The sequence below is a fragment of the Micromonospora sp. NPDC007208 genome, from assembly GCF_042869175.1.
Lineage (GTDB): Bacteria > Actinomycetota > Actinomycetes > Mycobacteriales > Micromonosporaceae > Micromonospora > Micromonospora foliorum.
This window is the reverse complement of record NZ_JBIAFG010000005.1, coordinates 77,691-96,384: the sequence shown is the minus strand read 5'-3', so window position 1 is coordinate 96,384 and position 18,694 is coordinate 77,691. Positions and strand designations below refer to the sequence as shown.

Below are 18,694 nucleotides of genomic sequence, written 5' to 3'. Positions count from 1 at the left end.
CTCGAACCCTACTGGCCAGTAGGCTACGCCCATGACCGACAGGTACGCGAGCTTCGTCCAATCGGCCGCCGGCCGCGCGCTGGTCAAGCGCCTCGGGCTGCCCGACCCGCCCCGACTGCGCCGGCACCACCCCGGCGACCCCCTGCTGACCGGGCCGGCCCTGCTCGGCGCGGCCACCGGCGCCCGGTACGCCAAACCGGTGGCCATGAGACTGACCGCCGCCGGGGTCGAGCTGGCCGACCCGGCCGCCGCCGCCCCGCAGCGGTACGGGGCACTGCTCTTCGACGCCACCGGGATCACCGACTCGACCGAGCTGCGCCAGCTCTACGACTTCTTCCACCCGCAGGCCCGGGCCGTGCTGCCCAGCGGCCGGGTGATCGTGCTGGGCACCCCGCCGCAGGAGTGCGCGACGCCCCGCGAGGCGACCGCCCAGCGCGCCCTCGAAGGGCTGGTCCGCAGCATCGGCAAGGAGTTCGGCCGGGGCATCACCGCGCAACTCGTCCAGGTGTCCCGCGCCCAGGGCGACCCCAGCGTCGGCCTCGAATCGACTCTCCGGTTCCTGCTGTCCGGCCGCTCCGCGTACGTGTCGGGGCAGGTCATCCGGGTCGCCGGCGGCGCGGCGAGCGTCCCGGCCGACTGGGACCGCCCGCTGGACGGGCAGGTCGTGCTGGTCACCGGCGCGGCACGGGGGATCGGCGCGGCGCTCGCGAAGGTGCTGGCCCGTGACGGCGCGCAGGTGGTGGCCCTGGACATCCCGGCCGCTGGCGACGCGCTCGCCGCGGTGGCGAACGACATCGGCGGCACCGCCGTCCAACTCGACCTGACCGCGCCGGACGCGCCGGCCCGACTCGCCGAGCACCTGGCCAGCCGGCACGGCCGGGTCGACGTGGTGGTGCACAACGCCGGCATCACCCGGGACAAGACGCTCGGCCGGATGGACGCCGACCGGTGGGACCAGGTCCTCGACGTCAACCTGTCCAGCCAGGAGCGGATCAACGACGTGCTGCTGGAGCGGGAGCTGATCCCGGCCGGCGGGCGGATCATCTCGGTCTCCTCGATCGCTGGGATCGCCGGCAACCGGGGGCAGACCAACTACGCCACCAGCAAGGCCGGCGTGATCGGGCTGGTCGACTCGCTGGCGCCGGCTCTGCGGGAACGCGGGATCAGCGTCAACGCGGTGGCCCCGGGCTTCATCGAGACCCGGCTGACCGCGCGCATCCCGCTTGTGGTCCGCGAGGCGGGCCGGCGGATGAACAGCCTGGCCCAGGGCGGGTTGCCGGTGGACGTGGCCGAGACGATCGGCTGGCTGGCCTGGCCGGCCAGCGGAGGGATCAGCGGAAACGTGGTCCGGGTCTGCGGCCAGAGCCTGCTGGGGGCGTGATGGGCGCGCGGCCGGAGTCGGGCAGCCGGACCCCTGTCGAACTGCCCCGGATGCCGGCGGCCGGGGCGCTGCACCGACGGGCGATGCTCGGCGCGCTGCCGGGCCTCGGCGGTGGGCGGCGCGGGCCCGACCTGCCGGCGGTCGAGTTGACCGTGCGCGGGGTGACCGTGGACCGGGCGCACCTGGCCGACTACGACCGGGTCTGCGGGTTCCGGCTCAGCGACCGGCTGCCCGCGACGTTTCCGCACGTCATGGGCTTCCCACTGGCCCTGCGCCTGATGACCGCGCCGGATTTTCCCCTCCCGCTGATCGGCCTGGTGCACGTCGGCAACCACATCACCACCCACCGCCCGATCACCGCCGACGAGACCCTCGACTTCACGACGTACGCGGAGAACCTGCGTCCACACGACCGGGGGCGGCAGGTGGACGTGGTGCTGGTCGGCTCGGTCGACGGGGAGGAGGTGTGGCGCGGCGTCTCGACGTACCTCGGTCGGGAGGGCGAGCCGGGCGGGCGCGACCGAGGCGAACGTCCGGCGGCGCCGACGGCCACCGCCCGCTGGCGGGTGGAACCGCGCGTCGGTACGGAGTACGCGCGGGTCTCCGGTGACCACAACCCGATCCACACCTCCCGACTCGGGGCGCGGCTGTTCGGCTTCCGCCGCCCGATCGCGCACGGCATGTGGAGCAAGGCGCGCTGCCTGGCCGCCCTGGAGTCCCGGCTGCCGGACGCGTACACCGTCGAGGTCGCCTTCAAGCTGCCCGTACCGCTGCCGAGCACGGTGAGTTTCGCGCGCCTGCCGGACGGCGGGTTCGCCCTGCACGACTCGCGTGGCCGACCCCATCTGGCGGGTCTCGTGCGCTGAGCGCACTCGGCGGGTTCGGGCGCTGAGCGCACTCGGCGGCTTGCCCCTTGGCAGGCGCACGCTTCTGCGCTAAGTTGTTCTCACAGCGAGATGTTCTCAGGATGAGAGAGACATGATGAACGAGCAGGAGTTCCTGGCCGCGTACGACCCCCGGGCCTACCCGTCGGTCGCCGTGACCGTCGACGTGGTGGCGCTGACCATCCGCGACGGCGCGCTGCACCTGCTGCTGATCCGGCGCGGCGAGGCACCCTTCGCCGGGCACTGGGCGCTGCCCGGGGGCTTCGTCCGCCCCGACGAGGACCTGACCGCCGGCGCTCGACGGGAGCTGGCCGAGGAGACCGGGCTCGGCGGCGAGGCGCTGCGCCGCGTACACCTGGAGCAGTTGGGCAGCTATGGCGCCCCCGACCGTGACCCGCGCATGCGGGTCGTCTCGATCGCCCACCTCGCGTTCGCCCCCGACCTGCCGGATCCGGCCGCCGGCAGCGACGCCGACGAGGCGATCTGGCTGCCGGTGACCGCGTTGACCAGCCGGCAGCTCGCCTTCGACCACGGCCGGATCATCGACGACGCGTTGGAACGGGCCCGGTCCAAGCTGGAGTACACCCCACTCGCCACCCGCTTCCTCGCCGCCGAGTTCACGATCAGCGAGCTGCGCGCCGTCTACGAGACGGTCTGGGGGCACCCGCTGCACGCCGGCAACTTCCACCGCAAGGTGCTCTCCGTGCCGGGCTTCGTGGAGAGCACCGGCGCCAGCACCGAGCGCGGCGGGGCCCGGGGCGGCCCGCGCGCCCGGCTCTACCGGGCCGGCGACGCCCGGCTGCTGCACCCGGCGCTGCTGCGCCCCGCCCGGGAGGAGACGGTGCGGTGAGGGCCACGGAGGCCATCGGCCTGGTCGCGGCCGCCCGCACCGACGCCGACCTGTTCGGCGCGGACCAGCCGGCCCGCCGCTACCGCGAGCTGGTCGCGGCCCTGCACCCCGACCGCCTGCCGACCGACCCGGCGGTACGCGCCGAAGCCCTCGACGCGTTCATCCACGTCACCACCCGGTGGCAGGCACGGCGGACCACAGTCCTCGGCGACTACCGGCTCGGCGCGCCGGCCCACTCGGGTGACCTGGCCGACCTCTACGACGTCGGCGACGACCGGCTGCTCAAGCTCCCCCGACGGCCCACCGACAACGACCTGATGGCCCGCGAGGCGCACGCCCTGCGCACCATCGCGGAGCGGGGCGACCCGCGCTACCTGCCGTACGTGCCCCGGCTCGTCGACGAGTTCCGGCACCGCGACACCGCCACCGGCGCGGAACGGCGGATCAACGTGCTCGCCACCGCACCCGGCCTGCACGACCTCGACGAGGTGCGGCGCGCGTACCCCGACGGGCTGGACGCCCGGGATGTCGCCTGGATGTGGCGGCGTCTGCTGGTGGTGCTCGGCCTGGCCCACCGGGCGGGCGTGGTGCACGGCGCGGTCCTGCCGCGACACGTGCTGATCGAGCCGGACGCCCACGGCGTGGTGCTCGTCGACTGGTGCTTCTCCGCGGCCGTGGGCAGCACGATCCCGGCGCTGGTGCCCGGCCAGGAGGACTGGTACCCGGAGGAGGTCACCCGGAAGCGGCCGACCGGGCCGGGGACCGACATCGCGATGGCCAGCCACTGCATGAGCTGGCTGATGGGGCCGCGCTCGCCCGGCGAGCTGCACACCTTCGCGCAGGGCTGCCGGCAACGGTCCCTGGAGGCCCGGCCCGACGACGCCTGGCGCCTGCTGCGCGAACTCGACCAGGTGCTGGAGCGCCTCTACGGGCCGCGCACCTTCCGACCCTTCACCCTCACCCCCTAAGGAGCTGTCATGGGCAGTGGAATCTGGTCCACCGACGTGTACGACGCCGCCGACCGCTACCGCCGGTCCACCGGCAAGAGCGCCTTCTCCTACAGCGACAGCGGGGCGCGCACCGTGCACCCCGCGCTCGACCCCCGGGACGCGACCCGGGAGAGCCGGGACTCCGACGAGCACCCCCGGTCGACGCCCGTCGCGGTGCTCTTCGACGTGACCGGCTCGATGCGCACGGTCCCGCGGGTCCTGCAGACCAAGTTGCCGCAGCTTCTTGGGCTGCTGCAACGACAGGGCTACGCCAGCGACCCGCAGATCATGTTCGGCGCCATCGGCGACGCCACCTGTGACCGGGTGCCGTTGCAGGTGGGCCAGTTCGAGTCGGACAACCGGATGGACGACGACCTCGGCCGGATCGTGCTGGAGGGCGGTGGCGGCGGGCAGATGAGCGAGTCGTACGAGCTGGCCATGTACTTCATGGCCCGGCACACCGTCACCGACAACTGGGAGAAGCGCGGCCGGCGCGGCTACCTGTTCATCATCGGCGACGAGTTGGCGTACCAGCGGGTGAAGGCCCGGGAGGTGGCCGGCCTGATCGGGGACGACCTCTCCGAGGACGTGCCGCTGCGGCAGGTCGTCGACGAGGTGACCCGCCGCTGGGACACCTACTACCTGCTCCCCGCCGGCAGCCACTACGCCGGCAACGCGAAGGTGCTCGACTTCTGGCGGGAGCTGCTCGGGCAGAACACCGTCGTGCTCGACGACCTCGACGCGGTCTGCGAGACCATCGCGCTCACCATCGGCCTCGGCGAACAGGCAATCGACCTGGACGAAGGCCTTCGCGACCTGGACCGCGCCGGCTCCGGCGCCACCGGCACCGTGTCGAAGGCGCTGGCCCGCCTCGGCCGGGACCGGCGGGCCGAGGTGTCGACGCTGCCGGCGTTCCGCGACACCGCCAGCGGGGTGACCCGGCTGTGAACCACGTGGCGGTGGTCGACCTCGGCTACGGCGACGCCGGCAAGGGCACGGTGGTGGACTGGCTCTGCGCCACCCGTCGGGTGCACACGGTGGTCCGCTTCAACGGGGGCGCGCAGGCGGCACACAACGTCGTGCTGCGCGACGGGCGGCACCACACGTTCGCGCAGTTCGGCGCCGGCACGTTCCATCCCGGTGTCGGTACGCACCTGTCCCGGCACGTGGTGGTGGACCCGTTGGCGCTGGCCGCCGAGGCCGACCACCTCGCCACCCTCGGGGTGCCCGACGCGCTGGACCGGCTGACCGTCGACGGGGACGCGCTGCTCGCCACCCCGTACCACCGGGCCGCCAACCGGGCCCGCGAGACCGCCCGGGGAGCCGACCGGCACGGCTCCTGCGGGCTGGGGGTGGGCGAGGCCGTCGCGTACGGTCTCGCCCACCCCGACGACGCGCCCCGGGTCGCCGACTGCCACCACCCGGAGCTGCTGCGCCGGCGGCTGACCACCCTGCGGGACCGGCTGACCGCCGAGCTGGGCCCGCTCGATGCGCCACCGATCGAGGACTGCCTGCCCGCGTTCACCGGGTTCGCCGGGCGGATCGCCATCGTCGACGGCAGGTGGCTCGCCGAGGCGCTGCGCACCGGGACCTGCGTCTTCGAGGGCGCGCAGGGGGTGCTGCTCGACGAGTGGCACGGCTTCCACCCGTACACCACCTGGAGCACCACCACCTTCGCGAACGTGGACAGCCTGCTCGCCGAGGCCGGCCGGGCCGGTGACGTGACCCGGATCGGGGTACTCCGGCTGGTCACCACCCGGCACGGGCCCGGCCCGCTGGTGACCGAGGACCCGGCGCTGCCCTTCGCCGACCCGCACAACCCGACGAACCCGTGGCAGGGCCGGTTCCGGTTCGGCCACTTCGACGCGGTCGCCCACCGGTACGCCCTCGCCGCGACCGGCGGGGTCGACGGCCTGGCCCTGACCCACCTCGACCTGGCCGGTCCCGACCTGCGGATCTGCCGCCGCTACGACACCACCGACCGACTCACCCCGGGCCCGCCCGGCGACCTGGACCGCCAGGCCGCGCTCACCGCCCGTCTGCTGCGCTCCCGCCCGGTGTACGACGAACCGCCGACGGACTGGGTCGAGGCGGTACGCGCGGAGCTGGGCGCACCCGTGGTGCTGACCTCGCACGGCCCCACCGCCGACGACAAGACCCCGTCCGGTCCACTGCTCGCCCCACCGGCCCTGGTGCACGCCGACTGACAACTCGGGGCCGCGATCCGGCGACTCGCCCACCGGGTAGGTCGCGCCCGGCAAGCATGGGGGCATGGACGCCCTGCTCGACCTCCTCCGTGGGACGGTCACGTCGCCGTGGGTCTACCTGGTGATCTTCGGGCTCACCGCGGTCGACGCGTTCTTCCCCGCGGTGCCGGGCGAGGCGGCGGTGATCACCGCGGGGGTGCTCTCGGCGAGCGGGGGGCACCCCAGCCTGACCCTGGTGATCGTGACCGCCGCCACCGGGGCGCTGATCGGCGACCACGTCTCGTACGCCATCGGGCGGGGCGGGGGCGCCCGCCGACTGGCCCGCCTCCCCGACGGCAGCCGGCGGCGGGCCAGCTCCGAGTGGGCCCGTCGGGCCGTGGACCGGCGCGGCGGAATCATCCTGACCACCAGCCGGTACGTGCCGGGCGGGCGGACCGCCGTCACCCTCACCATGGGCGCGGTGCGCTATCCCCGCCGGTCATTCCTGCTCTACGACAGCATCGGCGCGGTCACCTGGGCGCTGTACTGCGGGCTGCTCGGCTACTTCGGCGGGCTGGCATTCGAACGCGACCCGGTGAAGGGCTTGCTGGTCGGGGTGGGCATCTCGGTGGTCGTCACGTTCGGGCTGGAGGGGATCCGGTGGCTACGCCGCAGGGTCCGCCGCCACGCCTCCTCCCGCCACTGACCGGCCTCGCGGCGACGCTGTCTCCGCCGGGGTCGTCAGTCGGCCGGCGGACGCCAGGTGACGCCGTGCAGCAGTTGGGCGGCACCGAGCCAGGCCACGTTCATCATCCGGGTGGCCGTCTTCTCCGGGTCGGTCTCCGGGTGGTCCGCGAGCCAGTCGGCCAGCGACTCGGTCGCGCCGACCAGGGCGTACGCGACGACCTCCAGGTCGATGGCGGCGATCTCGCGGCCCTCGGCGCGCAGCGCGTGGTCGAGCATTCCGGCGACCACCTCGACCAGCCGGGCCCGCATGGTGGCCAGCTCGCCGGCGAACGGCTGCTCGCCCCGGGCCTGCCGGTAGAGCACCGCCCAGCCGTCCCGGTGGGCGCCCACGAAGCCGAAGAACGCCTTGAGCCCGCGCCAGAGCCGCTCGTCGGCCGGCAGGTCGGGGGCCGCCGCCCCGGCGATGGCCTGCATCATCCGGGTGCCCTCCCGGTGCAGGCAGGCGACGAACAGCTCCTCCTTGGTGCCGAGGTACGCGTACACCATGGGTTTGGAGATGCCGGCGTCCTCCGCAATCTCGTCCATGCTGGCGGCGTGGAAGCCGCGGCGGGAGAAGACCTTGACGGCTGCGTCGAGCATCTGCTGCTCGCGGACGGCGCGAGGCAGGCGCTTGAAGGCGGGGACGCTGGACACCTTGCGAGCATACCTACTCGTGCGTAGGGTTACGCGCGAGTAGCCAATTCTTCCGGAAGGCGCACCTGATGACTGACTTCGACCCGGCCACCTTCGCCAACGTGGGCCCCAAGGAGTTTGCCCAGCTGGTCAAGTCCACCCCGGACGACAAGATCGCCCAGGTGATGTCCGGCGACCTGCGCGACAAGGTCCTGGGCGAGGTGTTCGGCCGGATGCCGTCGCTGTTCCGCGCGGACCGGGCCGGTTCCACCAACGCGGTCATCCACTGGATCATCACCGGTCGCCCCGACGGCGGCAGCGACACCTACGAGGTGGTCATCGCCGACGGCACCTGCGTCGTGAACGAGACCCCGCAGCACGACCCGAAGCTGAGCCTCACCATGGGCCCGGTCGAGTTCCTGAAGATCGTCTCCGGTGGCGCCAACCCGGTGATGATGTTCATGACCGGCAAGTTGAAGGCGAAGGGCGACCTCGGCCTCGCCGCCAACATCGCCAACCTTTTCGACATCCCCAAGGCCTGACATGTCTGAGTTCTCGCTCGACCTGAACGAGGAACAGCGGGATCTACGCGACTGGGTGCACGGCTTCGCCGCCGAGGTCGTGCGCCCAGCCGCCGCCGAGTGGGACGAGCGCGAGGACACCCCGTGGCCGGTGATCCAGGAAGCCGCGAAGGTCGGCCTCTACGGCTTCGAGTTCCTCGCCACCTGCTGGGCCGACCCGACCGGGCTCTCCCTGCCGATCGCCAGCGAAGAACTCTTCTGGGGTGACGCCGGCATCGGCCTGAGCATCTTCGGCACCTCGCTCGCCGTCGCCGCCATCTACGGCGCCGGCACCCCCGACCAGATGGTCGAGTGGGTGCCGCAGTGCTTCGGCGACGTCGACTCGCCGGCCGTCGCCGCGTTCTGCACCAGCGAACCCGAGGCCGGCTCCGACGTCGGCGCGATGCGCACCCGGGCCGTCTACGACGAGGCCACCGACGAGTGGGTGCTCAACGGCCAGAAGGCGTACGCCACCAACGGCGGAATCGCCGGAGTGCACGTGGTCACCGCCTCGGTGGACCCCGCGCTCGGCTCCCGGGGTCAGGCGGCGTTCGTCGTACCGCCGGGCACCCCCGGCCTGGCGGCCACCCGCAAGCTGCGCAAACTCGGCCTCCGCGCGTCCCACACCGCCGACGTCTTCCTCGACGAGGTACGCGTACCCGGCCGCTGCCTGCTCGGCGGGCGGGACGCCCTGCAGGAACGTCTCGACCGGGCCCGCTCCGGTCAGCGCGCCACCGGACAGGCCGCGATGCGCACCTTCGAGCTGTCCCGACCCACGGTCGGCGCCCAGGCGCTCGGCGTGGCCCGGGCCGCCTACGAGTACGCGCTGGACTACGCGAAGGACCGGGTCCAGTTCGGACGCCCGATCATCGAGAACCAGGCGGTCGCGTTCGCGCTGGCCGACATGCGGATGGAGATCGACGCGGCGCGGCTGCTGGTCTGGCGGGCCTCGTGGATGGGCCGCAACAACCGTCCGTTCACCGCGGGCGAGGGGTCGATGTCCAAGCTCAAGGCCGGCGAGGTTGCGGTGTCGGTCACCGAGAAGGCAGTGCAACTGCTCGGCGGGGCCGGCTTCCTGCGGGACCACCCGGTCGAGCGCTGGTACCGGGACGCCAAGATCTACACGATCTTCGAGGGCACCTCCGAAATCCAACGACTGGTCATCTCCCGGGCGATCTCCGGGATGCAGATCCGCTGACCGACCGTCGGCCCGACCCTTCGCCACGGGTCGGGCCGACGGCGGCCCGGATTCCACGATCTGTGCCGTCTTCGTCACCCCACGCCGACGCCAACTGGGCCTCCAGCCGCGCCCAGTGCATGATCAAGGAAAGAAGCCCTGATGGGCGGGGAGTCGGTCGCCCCGTCCGCGCACCACCCCGAGGAGGTCTGCGGCATGGACCTGCCGTTCATCGTTGGCACGCTGACCCGTCGCGGGCTGCTCACCCCCGGCAGCCCGATCCGGGTCGCCTCGCAGCTCAACGCGTTGCGGACGTGGGGGTGGAGCCTGGCGGGCGAGCTGCGCCAAGCGGCCGCCCGGGACCCGGGCCGCCCGGCCGTCATCGACGAGGACGGCGTCGAGCTGACCTACCACGACCTGCTCGACCGGGCCGAGCGGATGGCCCGCTCGATGCGGGCCGGGCTCGGCGTGCAGGCCGGCGACCGGATCGGCGTGCTCTGCCGCAACCACCACGGGCTGATCGAAACCATCGTCGCCGCCACCCTGCTCGGCGTCGACGCGGTGCTGGTCAACACCGGGCTCAGCGCCGCCCAACTGGGCACCGTCGCCGAGGAGCAGCGGCTGCGGCTCCTGGTGCACGACGACGAGTTCGCCGAGCGGGTCCTCGGCCTCCCCGCCGAACTGCCCCGGCTCGACGAACGCGCCCGCGAGGAGTTGGTGGCCGGGGCGCTGCCGGGTGACCTGCACCCGCCCGAGCGCGACGGCCGGATCATCGTGCTCACCTCCGGCACCACCGGTACGCCCAAGGGCGCTCGCCGGCCGACGCCCGGCGGCTTCGGCCCGCTGGTGTCCATCATCGACCGCATCCCCCTGCACGCCCGGGACCGGGTGATGATCGCCGCGCCGATCTTCCACACCTGGGGATTCGCCGCCCTCCAGGTCTGCCTGGCACTGCGGGCCACCATCGTGCTGCACCGCCGCTTCGACCCGACCGCCACGCTCGCCGCCCTGACCGCGCACCGGTGCGACGCGCTCTTCGCCGTACCGGTGATGGTGCAGCGACTGCTGGAGGTGCCCCCGCCGGACCCACGCCCCCCGCTCAAGGTCGTCGCGGTCAGCGGCTCCGCCCTGCCCGGCGGGCTGGCCCCCAAGTTCATGGACGTCTACGGAGACGTCCTCTACAACCTCTACGGGTCCACCGAGGTCTCCTGGGCCTCCATCGCCGACCCGCAGGACCTGCGTCAGGCGCCCACCACCGCCGGTCGTCCGCCGCACGGCACCCGGCTGGAGATGCTCGACGAGGACGGCCAACCCGTGCCGGACGGACGGGTCGGGCGGATCTTCGTCGGCAACGAGATGCTCTTCGAGGGCTACACCTCCGGTGCCAGCCGGGAAACCCACGACGGCCTGCTCGACACCGGCGACCTCGGCCGGCTCAACGCCGACGGGCTGCTCTTCGTCGACGGCCGGGCCGACGACATGATCGTCTCCGGCGGCGAGAACGTCTTCCCGTCCGAGGTGGAGGACCTGCTCGCGCAACTGCCGCAGGTCCGCGAGGCGGCCGTGATCGGCGTGCCCGACCCCGAGTACGGCCAGCGCCTGTCCGCGTTCCTCGCCCTGCACCCCGGCGAGACGCTCGACCCCGAGGCGGTACGCGAGTACGTCCGGCACTTCCTGGCCCGGTTCAGCGTCCCCCGAGACGTGATCTTCGTGAAGTACCTGCCCCGCAACGCCACCGGCAAGGTGCTCTCCCGCGAACTACGCCGCTACTACGGCTGACCGCTGGCGCTCAGCCCGGGATCGTGATCCGATCCTCGATCGCGGCGGCGGCGATGTCGGTGCGGTGCTGCGAACCGGCCAGCTCCACCCCGTCCACCAGCGCGTACGCGGCGTCCCGCGCGGCGGCCAGGTCGGGGCCGGTGGCCGTACCGCAGAGGACCCGGCCGCCGGCGGAGAGCAACGCGCCGTCGCTGGCCCGGCGGGCGGTGCCCGCGTGGATGATGCCGGCGCGGTCCGCGCCGGTGATCACGTCACCGGTACGCGGCGCGGCCGGGTAACCCGGCGAGGCGAGCACCACGGTGACGGCGCTGCCGTCCCGCCACCGCAGCGGCGGGTGCTCGGCCAACGTGCCGGTGGCGGCCGCGTGCAGCAGCCCGCCCAGCGGGGTCTCCAGCAGCGCGAGCACCACCTGGGTCTCCGGGTCACCGAAGCGCGCATTGAACTCGATCACCCGAGGGCCGGCGGCCGTGATCGCGAGCCCGACGTAGAGCAGGCCGGCGAACGGGGTGCCCCGACGACGCATCTCCGCGAGCGTCGGGTGGACCACATCACGCATCACGTCGTCGACCAGGCCGGGCGGAGCCCAGGGCAGCGGCGCGTACGCCCCCATGCCGCCCGTGTTCGGCCCGGTGTCGCCGTCGCCGAGCCGCTTGAAGTCCTGTGCCGGCACCAACGGCAGCGCCGCCTCGCCGTCGGTGACCACGAAGAGGCTGACCTCCGGGCCGTCGAGGAACTCCTCGACCACGACCCGACCACACTCGCTGGCGTGCGCCAACGCGGCGGACCGGTCGTCGGTCACCACCACGCCCTTGCCGGCGGCGAGCCCGTCGTCCTTCACCACGTACGGCGCGCCGAACTCGTCCAACGCCCGAGCGGTGCTCTCCTGGTCCGTGCAGACGTACGCCCGGGCGGTCGGCACGCCGGCGGCGGTCATCACGTCCTTGGCGAACGCCTTGGAACCCTCCAGCTGAGCGGCCGCACCGGACGGGCCGAACACGGCGATGCCCTTGGCGCGTACCGCGTCGGCGACCCCGGCGACCAACGGCGCCTCGGGCCCGACCACCACCAGATCAGCCGCCAACTCCACGGCCAACGCCGCCACCGCGGCCGGATCTGTGGCAGTCACCGTCCGCAGCTCGGCCACGCTCGCGATCCCCGGATTACCCGGCGCGGCAACAAGCGCGGAAACCCCCGGATCGCCCGCCAACCCAAGCGCAAGCGCATGCTCCCGCCCACCACCACCCACCAAAAGAACCCGCACAACCCGAGATCCTACTGTCCCCCCGCACCCTCCCGTTGATCATGAAGTTGTTGCCCTCCACCACGGCGTGTCGCGGCAATAACTTCATGATCAACTGCACCGGTCAACGGCGCCGGGCGGCCGTGATCGCTTGGCGAACCGTCCAGGGGATGTAGTCGGGGCGGAGGGTGTCCTGCCAGGTGAATCGGAGGACGGTCCAGCCGGCGTTGACCAGGCGATTCTGGCGGCGGCGGTCGGCGTAGGCGGCTTCTGGGACGCCGTGTGGGCCACGGCCGTCGGCCTCGGCGATGATCCGGGGACCACGCCAGCCGAGATCGCCGATCCCCAACAGGTAGCCGTCCTCGTCGCGGACCTCAAGTTGCAGTGCGTCGGGTGGCACCTTCCCGTCCACGCAGCGCAGCCGGGTCCGCGTCTCAAGCGGGGACTGCGCACGCCCATCGGCTTCGCTGAGATAGCCGCGTGCCACAACCGCACCGCGTCGTCCGCGAATGAGGCGCGGAACGGACAGCAGGTCATCGGTGGTCACGAGCCGACGATTCAGCGCCGAATCCAGCACGCTCACCGCCGAAAAACGATCAACCCTGAGGCTCACGTCAGCAAGGGTCCGCAGCGGTTCGGTGGCGGTGACTCCGTTAACCCGGACAAGCTGCTCGGGCTGGATGACCAACTGATGGACCACCACCTCCGGATGGGCGAGCCGAGCTGGCCTGGCGATCGGGCCTGGCACCGACAGGTCGATCACGTCAGTGGCGCGCAGGCCAGCCAACCCGTGCAGTTCGGCAGCCGTTGCGAGCACAGCGGCTGCCGATGGCCCGAAGGAGGCCACCGCAGCCCTGATCCGCGCCGCCCGAGGAATGCCGTCGTACAGGTCGGCGTCCACCAGATAGGTCCCACGCGCCACGACCCGCCAGCGTCCAACGCGGCAGAGCCGCTGCACCTCATGCGTGGTCAGGCCGGCCGCACGCGCCTGCCCGAGCGTCACAATTCCGTCCCGCGCGGCCGCAACCCGCCGCACCACATCCAACGCGTCCACCCGGCCACCCTGGCCCAACCCGAAACCCGAAACACCCCCCTGTGGACAACCCCTCCGCCCCTGTGGATAACCAGGGGATCAACACGCGTCGATCATGAAGTTATTGCCATGACACGCCGACGTGACTGGCAATAACTTCATGATCAACGCGAAGGAGGGGGTGGGTGGGGTGGGTGGGTGGGTGGGTGGGGTTAGGGGAGGAGGGGGTGTAGGTGGACGTTTTCTTCTCGGCCTGGGCCTACGCCTACGACGCTCACCCTCGTGTTGCAGAGTTCCTCTACCCGGGCGATGTAGCGGCGGGCGTTCTCCGGGAGGTCGTCGATGGTGCGGGCCTTGGTGATGTCCTCCCACCAGCCGTCGAGTTCCTCGAAGACGGGCTTGGCGTGGTGGAAGTCCGTCTGGCTCATCGGCATGTCGTCGACCCGGACGCCGTTGATCTCGTAGCCGACGCAGATCGGCACCTTGGGCAGGCCGGTGAGCACGTCCAGCTTGGTGATGACCAGGTCGGTGACGCCGTTGAGGCGGCACGCGTACCGGGCGACGACCGCGTCGAACCACCCGCACCGGCGCTCCCGCCCGGTGGTGGTGCCGTACTCCGCGCCGATCTTGCGCAGGTGGTCACCGTTGGCGTCGAACAGCTCGGTCGGGAACGGCCCGGCGCCGACCCGGGTGGTGTACGCCTTGCTCACCGCGATGACCTTGTTGATCGCGGTCGGCGGGATGCCCGCGCCCACGCAGGCGCCACCGGCGGTCGGGTTGGACGAGGTCACGAAGGGGTAGGTGCCGTGGTCCATGTCGAGCATGGTGGCCTGGGCGCCTTCCAGCAGCACCGTGTCGCCCCGGTCCAGGGCGTCCCAGAGCATCGCCCGGGTCTCCGCGATGTACGGCTTGAGCCGCTCCGCGTACGCCAGGTACTCCTCGACGGTCGCCTCGAGGTCGATCGCCTTGCGGTTGTAGACCTTGAACAGGATCTGGTTCTTCTCGCGCAGCGCGAGTTCCAGCTTCTTGCGCAGGATGCCCGGGTCGAGCAGGTCCTGGAGGCGGATACCGATCCGGGCGACCTTGTCCCCGTACGCCGGGCCGATGCCGCGGCCGGTGGTGCCGATCCGGGACGAGCCGAGGTACCGCTCGATGACCCGGTCCAGCGCCCGGTGGTGCGGCATGATCAGGTGCGCGTCACCGGAGATCCGCAGCCGGGACACGTCGACGCCGCGCTCGGCCAGGCCGTCGATCTCGGCGAGCAGCACCTTCGGGTCGACCACCACACCGTTGCCGATGACGATCATCGCGTTCGGTGAGAGCGCGCCGGACGGCATCAGGTGCAGCGCGTACTTCTGGCCGTCCGGGGTGATCACCGTGTGTCCGGCGTTGTTGCCGCCGGAGTAGCGCACGACGTAGTCGACCCGCTCACCCAGCAGGTCGGTAACCTTGCCCTTGCCCTCGTCGCCCCACTGAGCGCCGATGAGCACGATCGCTGGCATCTTTTCCGCCTCCAGAAGGCTCGGGTGCCAGGTGGCGACCGCTCGGCGAGCCCGGGGTGTCAGGTTAACAAGTAGTGACGGCGTGGCCGGCAGGGGTCGCGTCGAGAGGCAGGAGGCTCCTTCCGTGTACGACGTGGTGCTGCTCACCCTCGGTTCGGAGCGGGACGCTCCCGGGGGCTGCGGCAGCGGCGGGGCCTGCTGCGGCGGTGCGACCGCAGCCGACACCGCCCCGACGAGCCAAACCGACACCGGCCAGACCAGCACCGGCCAGACCAACGCCGGCCAGACCGACACCGGTCAGGCCAGCACCGGCCAGGCGAAGACCGACCGGACCAACGCCGGCCAGGGCAACACCGGCCAGGCCGACGCCGAGCAGTGCGCCACCGAGCGGCCACGGGTGCCGGTGCTGGCGTGCGCCGACGCGCTGAACGCCCGGGGCGCCCGGGTGGAGACGGTCACCGCCCGCTCCGACGCGGAGATCGACGCGGTGTTGGCGCGGCTCGACGGCCCGGCCCGCCCGGACGGCCTCACCTGGCCGGACCCGGACAGCAAGACCCGGCTGGTCGTCGCCACGGCCAGCGACGGGCAGTTGCGTGCCGTGCTGCGCCGGCTGGTCAAGCGGTACGCCCCGGCGCCGAGCAAGCGCCCGGCGGACCTGCCCGGCAACCGGACCCTGCCCGATCTGCCGCCGGTGGCCGTACTCCCGCTTGATCCGGCCCGTGGCGGCACCCACCGGGACCTTGCCGCACAGCTCGGGCTGCCCCGTGACCCGGCGGCGGTGGCCGCCGCGGTGCTGGACGGCACGCCGCGCCGGCTGGACCTGCTCCGCAACGACGGCGGCTCGGTGACCCTCGACGGCGCGCTCCTCGGCGCTGCCGACGACGCCGGCCGGCCGCTGCACTGGCGGGCCCGGGTGGAGGTCGACGACACCATCCTCACCGACGGTGCGGAACCGCTGCTGGCCTGCGCGGTCGGCAACGCCGGCGGGTACGCGACGCTTGACGACGTGACGCTGCTGACCGCGCCGGACCCGGCCGACGGCCAGGTCGAGGTCGCGGTGGCCGTGCCGGTGGTCGTCCGCTCGGCGTGGGGGCGCAAGCGGGTACGCCTCGAAGTTCGGCGGGCCCGTGGACGGGCGGTGTCGGTGCTGCCCAGGGAGGGCAAGGTGCCGTACCTCGACGATGGTGTCGAGGGCGAACTGACCCGCAAGCGTTCCTGGTGGATCGAGCCGGGCGCCTGGGCGGTCTGGTCGATCTGACCTCGATCGCATCGACCGGCGACCTACCTGCACCGATCGGCCCTGCTGGGCGAATGGGCCTATCCTCGCAGGAGGACTGGGGAGGGCCGTAATGGACGAGAACGCCGACCGGGCGCAGGTGCCCGGCCAGCAGCCGGTGCCGGAGCGGGACGTCGAACCACTCTGGCCGCCAGATCCCGGCGACCGGGGCGCGGTGCCGCCCTGGGCCGCGGTGGCCGAGCAGCGGGGTGGGCCGTCGTCGGTCGCGCCGCCGGTCACGCCACCGGTGGCAGCGCCGCCGATCGGACGACCGCCGGTTCCCGGCCAGCCTGGCGCTCCGGCCCAGCCGCCGCCCTCACCGTCGGACTACCCGTCGCTCACCGGCGCCGTCCCGGCGCCCGGGGGGTGGGGGGCCGGTGGTCCGTCCGGCGCCGGGTCGGGTTGGGCGCCCGCGCAGCCGAGTTGGCCACCACCGACCGACCCGGCCGCTACGCCTCCGCCGCCCGCTCCGCCAGCGACCGGTGCCCAGCCGACGCCGCCGGCAACCGGTGCCCAGCCGACGCCGCCGGCAACCGGCCCCGGGAGCAACGGCGGGCCAATTGGCCCCGGCAGCCCCGCTGCCACGACACCCGACGTCACCTCCGCGCCGAGGGACGGCCGAGCCGCCGCGAGCGCCAGTGCCGCAACCGGCGCGGCAGGCCAGGCCGGCGAAGCGACGCAGGGACAGCCCGGCGACCGGGGCCCGACCACCGCGCCGATCACCCCCGGCGGCGTCGACCTGAACCTGCCGTTCACCCTGGACCAGCCGACCACTCCCGCCGACCGACCCACCGCAGCGGCAGCCGCTGGCCACCCCACCACGGCCGCAGCCGCCGACCGGCCCATCCCAGCCGCCACCGCGTCCGCCGCCAGCCCGAGCGCCACCGGCAGCCCGACGGCCGCTGCCCCCGCTCCGGCAGGCTCCTCGGCCGCCGGCTCCGCAGCGACCGGACCGGCACCGCAGGTAGGCGGGCCCGCACCGCAAGCCACCGGGCCCGCGCCGCAGGCTGGTGGGCCAGGTGAGGACGGGACCGCCGACGGGCCGGCGCGGCCGATCGCCGAGTCGCCGTGGGCGTACCCGCCGCAACGTCCGGCTGGAGCGGCCACACCCGCTCAGGACGAGGTCAGCGCGACGCCTCCGATCCCGCCGCCTCCCGTCGTCCCGCACGCCGGTCCCGCGCAGGCGCGTCCCGGGCAGCCGTTCACCCCGGCCATCCCCGGCCAGGCCGGCCCGGCGCAGATCCCGCCGCCGCCCGACCTGACGCAGTTCAGCAACCCACCGCACGGCAATCCGGCACCGCAGCACGCTCCTGGGCAGGCCGGGCCGGCGACCCCACCGCCCGGGCCGTTTCCGCCCTCGCCGGGTTGGTACCCACCGCCCTGGCAGCAGGGCTCTCCCGGCGGCACGCCTGGGCAGCCGTACCAGGAGGCCGACGGAGTGACCCGGGTGCCGGCCCCCGCGTACCCGGACGCGACCGCCTACCCGGACGCGACCTGGACACCGGAGGACACCGCCGCGCCGACCGCCGAGGACTTCGCCCGACGCCGCCAGGTGCGACCCGCCGACCCGGTGGCGACCATGGGTGTACGCGCGGTGGTCAACAAGATGGGCCTGCTCCGGCTCTCTCCGGGGCGGCACGAGCAGGAACTCAAGCGGGACATCGAGATGGTGCGCCGCAACTTCGGCGGTCTGCGGCAGGTGACCGTGGTGAATCCGAAGGGCGGCGCCGGTAAGACGGTGGCCATCCTGCTGCTCGCGATGACGTTCGGTCAGAAGCGCGGCGGTTACGTGCTGGCCTGGGACAACAACGAGACCCAGGGCACCCTGGGGATGCGCGCCCAACAGGACTTCCACTCCCGCACGGTGCGGGACATGCTGCGTGACCTCGGGCAGTTCCAGGGGGCGCACGGGCGGGTCGGTGACCTGTCGCAGTACGTCCGCTCGCAGGGCGAGGGGATGTTCGACGTCCTGGCCTCGGACGAGTCGGCCACCGGTGGCGAGATGTTGACCGCCGCCGCGTTCGCCGAGATCCGTGAGGTGGTCAGCCGGTTCTACAAGTTGATCTTTGTGGACACCGGGAACAACGTCCGGGCGCAGAACTGGCAGGCGTCGATGGACGCCACCGACCAGTTGGTGGTCACCATGTCGGCCCGTAACGACTCCGCCGAGACCGCCGCGCGGATGCTCGACCACCTGGAGCAGAGCGGCCGGCAACGGCTGGTCCGTCAGGCTGTGACTGTGGTGTCGATGCCGCCGTCCCGCAAGGAGATCGACCTGCCGGCCATCCAGGAGCACTTCGCGGCCCGCACCCGGGCGGTGTTACTGGCCCCGTACGAGCGGCTCATCGACAGTGGCGAGCCGATCCGGTACGGCGGGCTCTCCTCGGCCACCCGGGACGCCTGGCTGAAGATCGCCGCCGCGGTCGCCGAAGGGCTGTAGACCGCCGACGGCCGGCCCGGTGTCGGGCCGGCCGCCGG

The 18,694-nt window shown here is 73.0% G+C and carries 16 protein-coding genes; 12 read left to right on the top strand and 4 right to left on the bottom strand.

The window, feature by feature from the left end:
- Positions 1-31 precede the first annotated feature (31 nt).
- From ACFYL6_RS12270 to ACFYL6_RS12240, 7 genes are all read left to right on the top strand, one after another.
- The gene (locus ACFYL6_RS12270; protein WP_387170553.1) at positions 32-1,381 is read left to right on the top strand and encodes a 3-oxoacyl-ACP reductase; all 1,350 of its coding nucleotides are present in this window, start codon (positions 32-34) and stop codon (positions 1,379-1,381) included.
- Positions 1,381-2,247, top strand: coding sequence for a MaoC family dehydratase (locus ACFYL6_RS12265; protein WP_387170551.1), 867 nt, complete (start codon positions 1,381-1,383; stop codon positions 2,245-2,247). Before ACFYL6_RS12270 ends, ACFYL6_RS12265 begins: the two co-directional genes overlap by 1 nt.
- A gap of 115 nt (positions 2,248-2,362) precedes the next feature.
- A complete protein-coding gene (locus ACFYL6_RS12260) occupies positions 2,363-3,115 on the top strand; it encodes an NUDIX domain-containing protein (protein WP_327033319.1) in 753 nt (250 codons plus the stop codon).
- Complete coding sequence (locus ACFYL6_RS12255) at positions 3,112-4,083, top strand: serine/threonine protein kinase (RefSeq protein WP_387170549.1); 972 nt, start codon at positions 3,112-3,114, stop codon at positions 4,081-4,083. Before ACFYL6_RS12260 ends, ACFYL6_RS12255 begins: the two co-directional genes overlap by 4 nt.
- Positions 4,084-4,092: 9 nt before the next feature.
- A complete protein-coding gene (locus tag ACFYL6_RS12250) occupies positions 4,093-5,052 on the top strand; it encodes a hypothetical protein (RefSeq protein ID WP_387170547.1) in 960 nt (319 codons plus the stop codon).
- Complete coding sequence (locus tag ACFYL6_RS12245) at positions 5,049-6,311, top strand: adenylosuccinate synthetase (RefSeq protein WP_387170545.1); 1,263 nt, start codon at positions 5,049-5,051, stop codon at positions 6,309-6,311. Before ACFYL6_RS12250 ends, ACFYL6_RS12245 begins: the two co-directional genes overlap by 4 nt.
- Before the next feature lie 64 nt (positions 6,312-6,375).
- A complete protein-coding gene (locus ACFYL6_RS12240; protein ID WP_387170543.1) occupies positions 6,376-6,996 on the top strand; it encodes a DedA family protein in 621 nt (206 codons plus the stop codon).
- 35 nt (positions 6,997-7,031) lie between these two features.
- Here the strand turns inward: ACFYL6_RS12240 and ACFYL6_RS12235 are convergent, their stop codons facing one another.
- On the bottom strand, positions 7,032-7,670 hold the full coding sequence (locus ACFYL6_RS12235) for a TetR/AcrR family transcriptional regulator (RefSeq protein ID WP_387170541.1): 639 nt from the start codon (positions 7,668-7,670) through the stop codon (positions 7,032-7,034).
- A gap of 68 nt (positions 7,671-7,738) precedes the next feature.
- Here ACFYL6_RS12235 and ACFYL6_RS12230 point away from each other — a divergent pair, with 68 nt between their 5' ends.
- From ACFYL6_RS12230 to ACFYL6_RS12220, 3 genes are all read left to right on the top strand, one after another.
- Positions 7,739-8,191 carry an SCP2 sterol-binding domain-containing protein gene (locus tag ACFYL6_RS12230; protein ID WP_196920508.1) on the top strand — a complete coding sequence of 151 codons (453 nt, stop codon included), beginning with the start codon at positions 7,739-7,741 and terminating at the stop codon, positions 8,189-8,191.
- Position 8,192: 1 nt separating this feature from the next.
- Positions 8,193-9,407 (top strand): acyl-CoA dehydrogenase family protein, encoded by a 1,215-nt coding sequence (locus tag ACFYL6_RS12225; RefSeq protein WP_387170539.1) that lies wholly within the window; start codon positions 8,193-8,195, stop codon positions 9,405-9,407.
- A gap of 195 nt (positions 9,408-9,602) precedes the next feature.
- Positions 9,603-11,165 carry an AMP-binding protein gene (locus ACFYL6_RS12220; protein WP_387171151.1) on the top strand — a complete coding sequence of 521 codons (1,563 nt, stop codon included), beginning with the start codon at positions 9,603-9,605 and terminating at the stop codon, positions 11,163-11,165.
- Between the two features lie 10 nt (positions 11,166-11,175).
- On the opposite strand, the gene purD is transcribed toward ACFYL6_RS12220, so the two are convergent.
- The 3 genes from purD to ACFYL6_RS12205 form a co-directional block, all read right to left on the bottom strand.
- A complete protein-coding gene (gene purD / locus ACFYL6_RS12215; protein ID WP_387170537.1) occupies positions 11,176-12,426 on the bottom strand; it encodes a phosphoribosylamine--glycine ligase in 1,251 nt (416 codons plus the stop codon).
- Positions 12,427-12,529: 103 nt separating this feature from the next.
- A complete protein-coding gene (locus ACFYL6_RS12210; RefSeq protein ID WP_387170535.1) occupies positions 12,530-13,459 on the bottom strand; it encodes a type IV toxin-antitoxin system AbiEi family antitoxin domain-containing protein in 930 nt (309 codons plus the stop codon).
- Positions 13,460-13,650: 191 nt separating this feature from the next.
- Entirely contained in the window at positions 13,651-14,940 is a 1,290-nt protein-coding gene (locus tag ACFYL6_RS12205) for an adenylosuccinate synthase (protein WP_387170533.1), read from the bottom strand.
- A gap of 124 nt (positions 14,941-15,064) precedes the next feature.
- Here ACFYL6_RS12205 and ACFYL6_RS12200 point away from each other — a divergent pair, with 124 nt between their 5' ends.
- Positions 15,065-16,198 carry a diacylglycerol kinase family protein gene (locus tag ACFYL6_RS12200; protein WP_387170531.1) on the top strand — a complete coding sequence of 378 codons (1,134 nt, stop codon included), beginning with the start codon at positions 15,065-15,067 and terminating at the stop codon, positions 16,196-16,198.
- Positions 16,199-16,463: 265 nt separating this feature from the next.
- Positions 16,464-18,656, top strand: coding sequence for a chromosome partitioning protein (locus ACFYL6_RS12195; RefSeq protein ID WP_387171149.1), 2,193 nt, complete (start codon positions 16,464-16,466; stop codon positions 18,654-18,656).
- The last annotated feature ends 38 nt before the right edge of the window (positions 18,657-18,694 follow it).

What these genes read in the sequence shown, in the direction of transcription:
- ACFYL6_RS12270 (WP_387170553.1), top strand. Translation starts at nt 32, where the DNA reads ATGACCGACAGGTACGCGAGCTTCGTCCAATCGGCCGCCGGCCGCGCG.
- ACFYL6_RS12265 (WP_387170551.1), top strand. Translation starts at nt 1,381, where the DNA reads ATGGGCGCGCGGCCGGAGTCGGGCAGCCGGACCCCTGTCGAACTGCCC.
- ACFYL6_RS12260 (WP_327033319.1), top strand. Translation starts at nt 2,363, where the DNA reads ATGAACGAGCAGGAGTTCCTGGCCGCGTACGACCCCCGGGCCTACCCG.
- ACFYL6_RS12250 (WP_387170547.1), top strand. Translation starts at nt 4,093, where the DNA reads ATGGGCAGTGGAATCTGGTCCACCGACGTGTACGACGCCGCCGACCGC.
- ACFYL6_RS12240 (WP_387170543.1), top strand. Translation starts at nt 6,376, where the DNA reads ATGGACGCCCTGCTCGACCTCCTCCGTGGGACGGTCACGTCGCCGTGG.
- ACFYL6_RS12230 (WP_196920508.1), top strand. Translation starts at nt 7,739, where the DNA reads ATGACTGACTTCGACCCGGCCACCTTCGCCAACGTGGGCCCCAAGGAG.
- ACFYL6_RS12225 (WP_387170539.1), top strand. Translation starts at nt 8,193, where the DNA reads ATGTCTGAGTTCTCGCTCGACCTGAACGAGGAACAGCGGGATCTACGC.
- ACFYL6_RS12220 (WP_387171151.1), top strand. Translation starts at nt 9,603, where the DNA reads ATGGACCTGCCGTTCATCGTTGGCACGCTGACCCGTCGCGGGCTGCTC.
- ACFYL6_RS12205 (WP_387170533.1), bottom strand. Translation starts at nt 14,940, where the DNA reads ATGCCAGCGATCGTGCTCATCGGCGCTCAGTGGGGCGACGAGGGCAAG.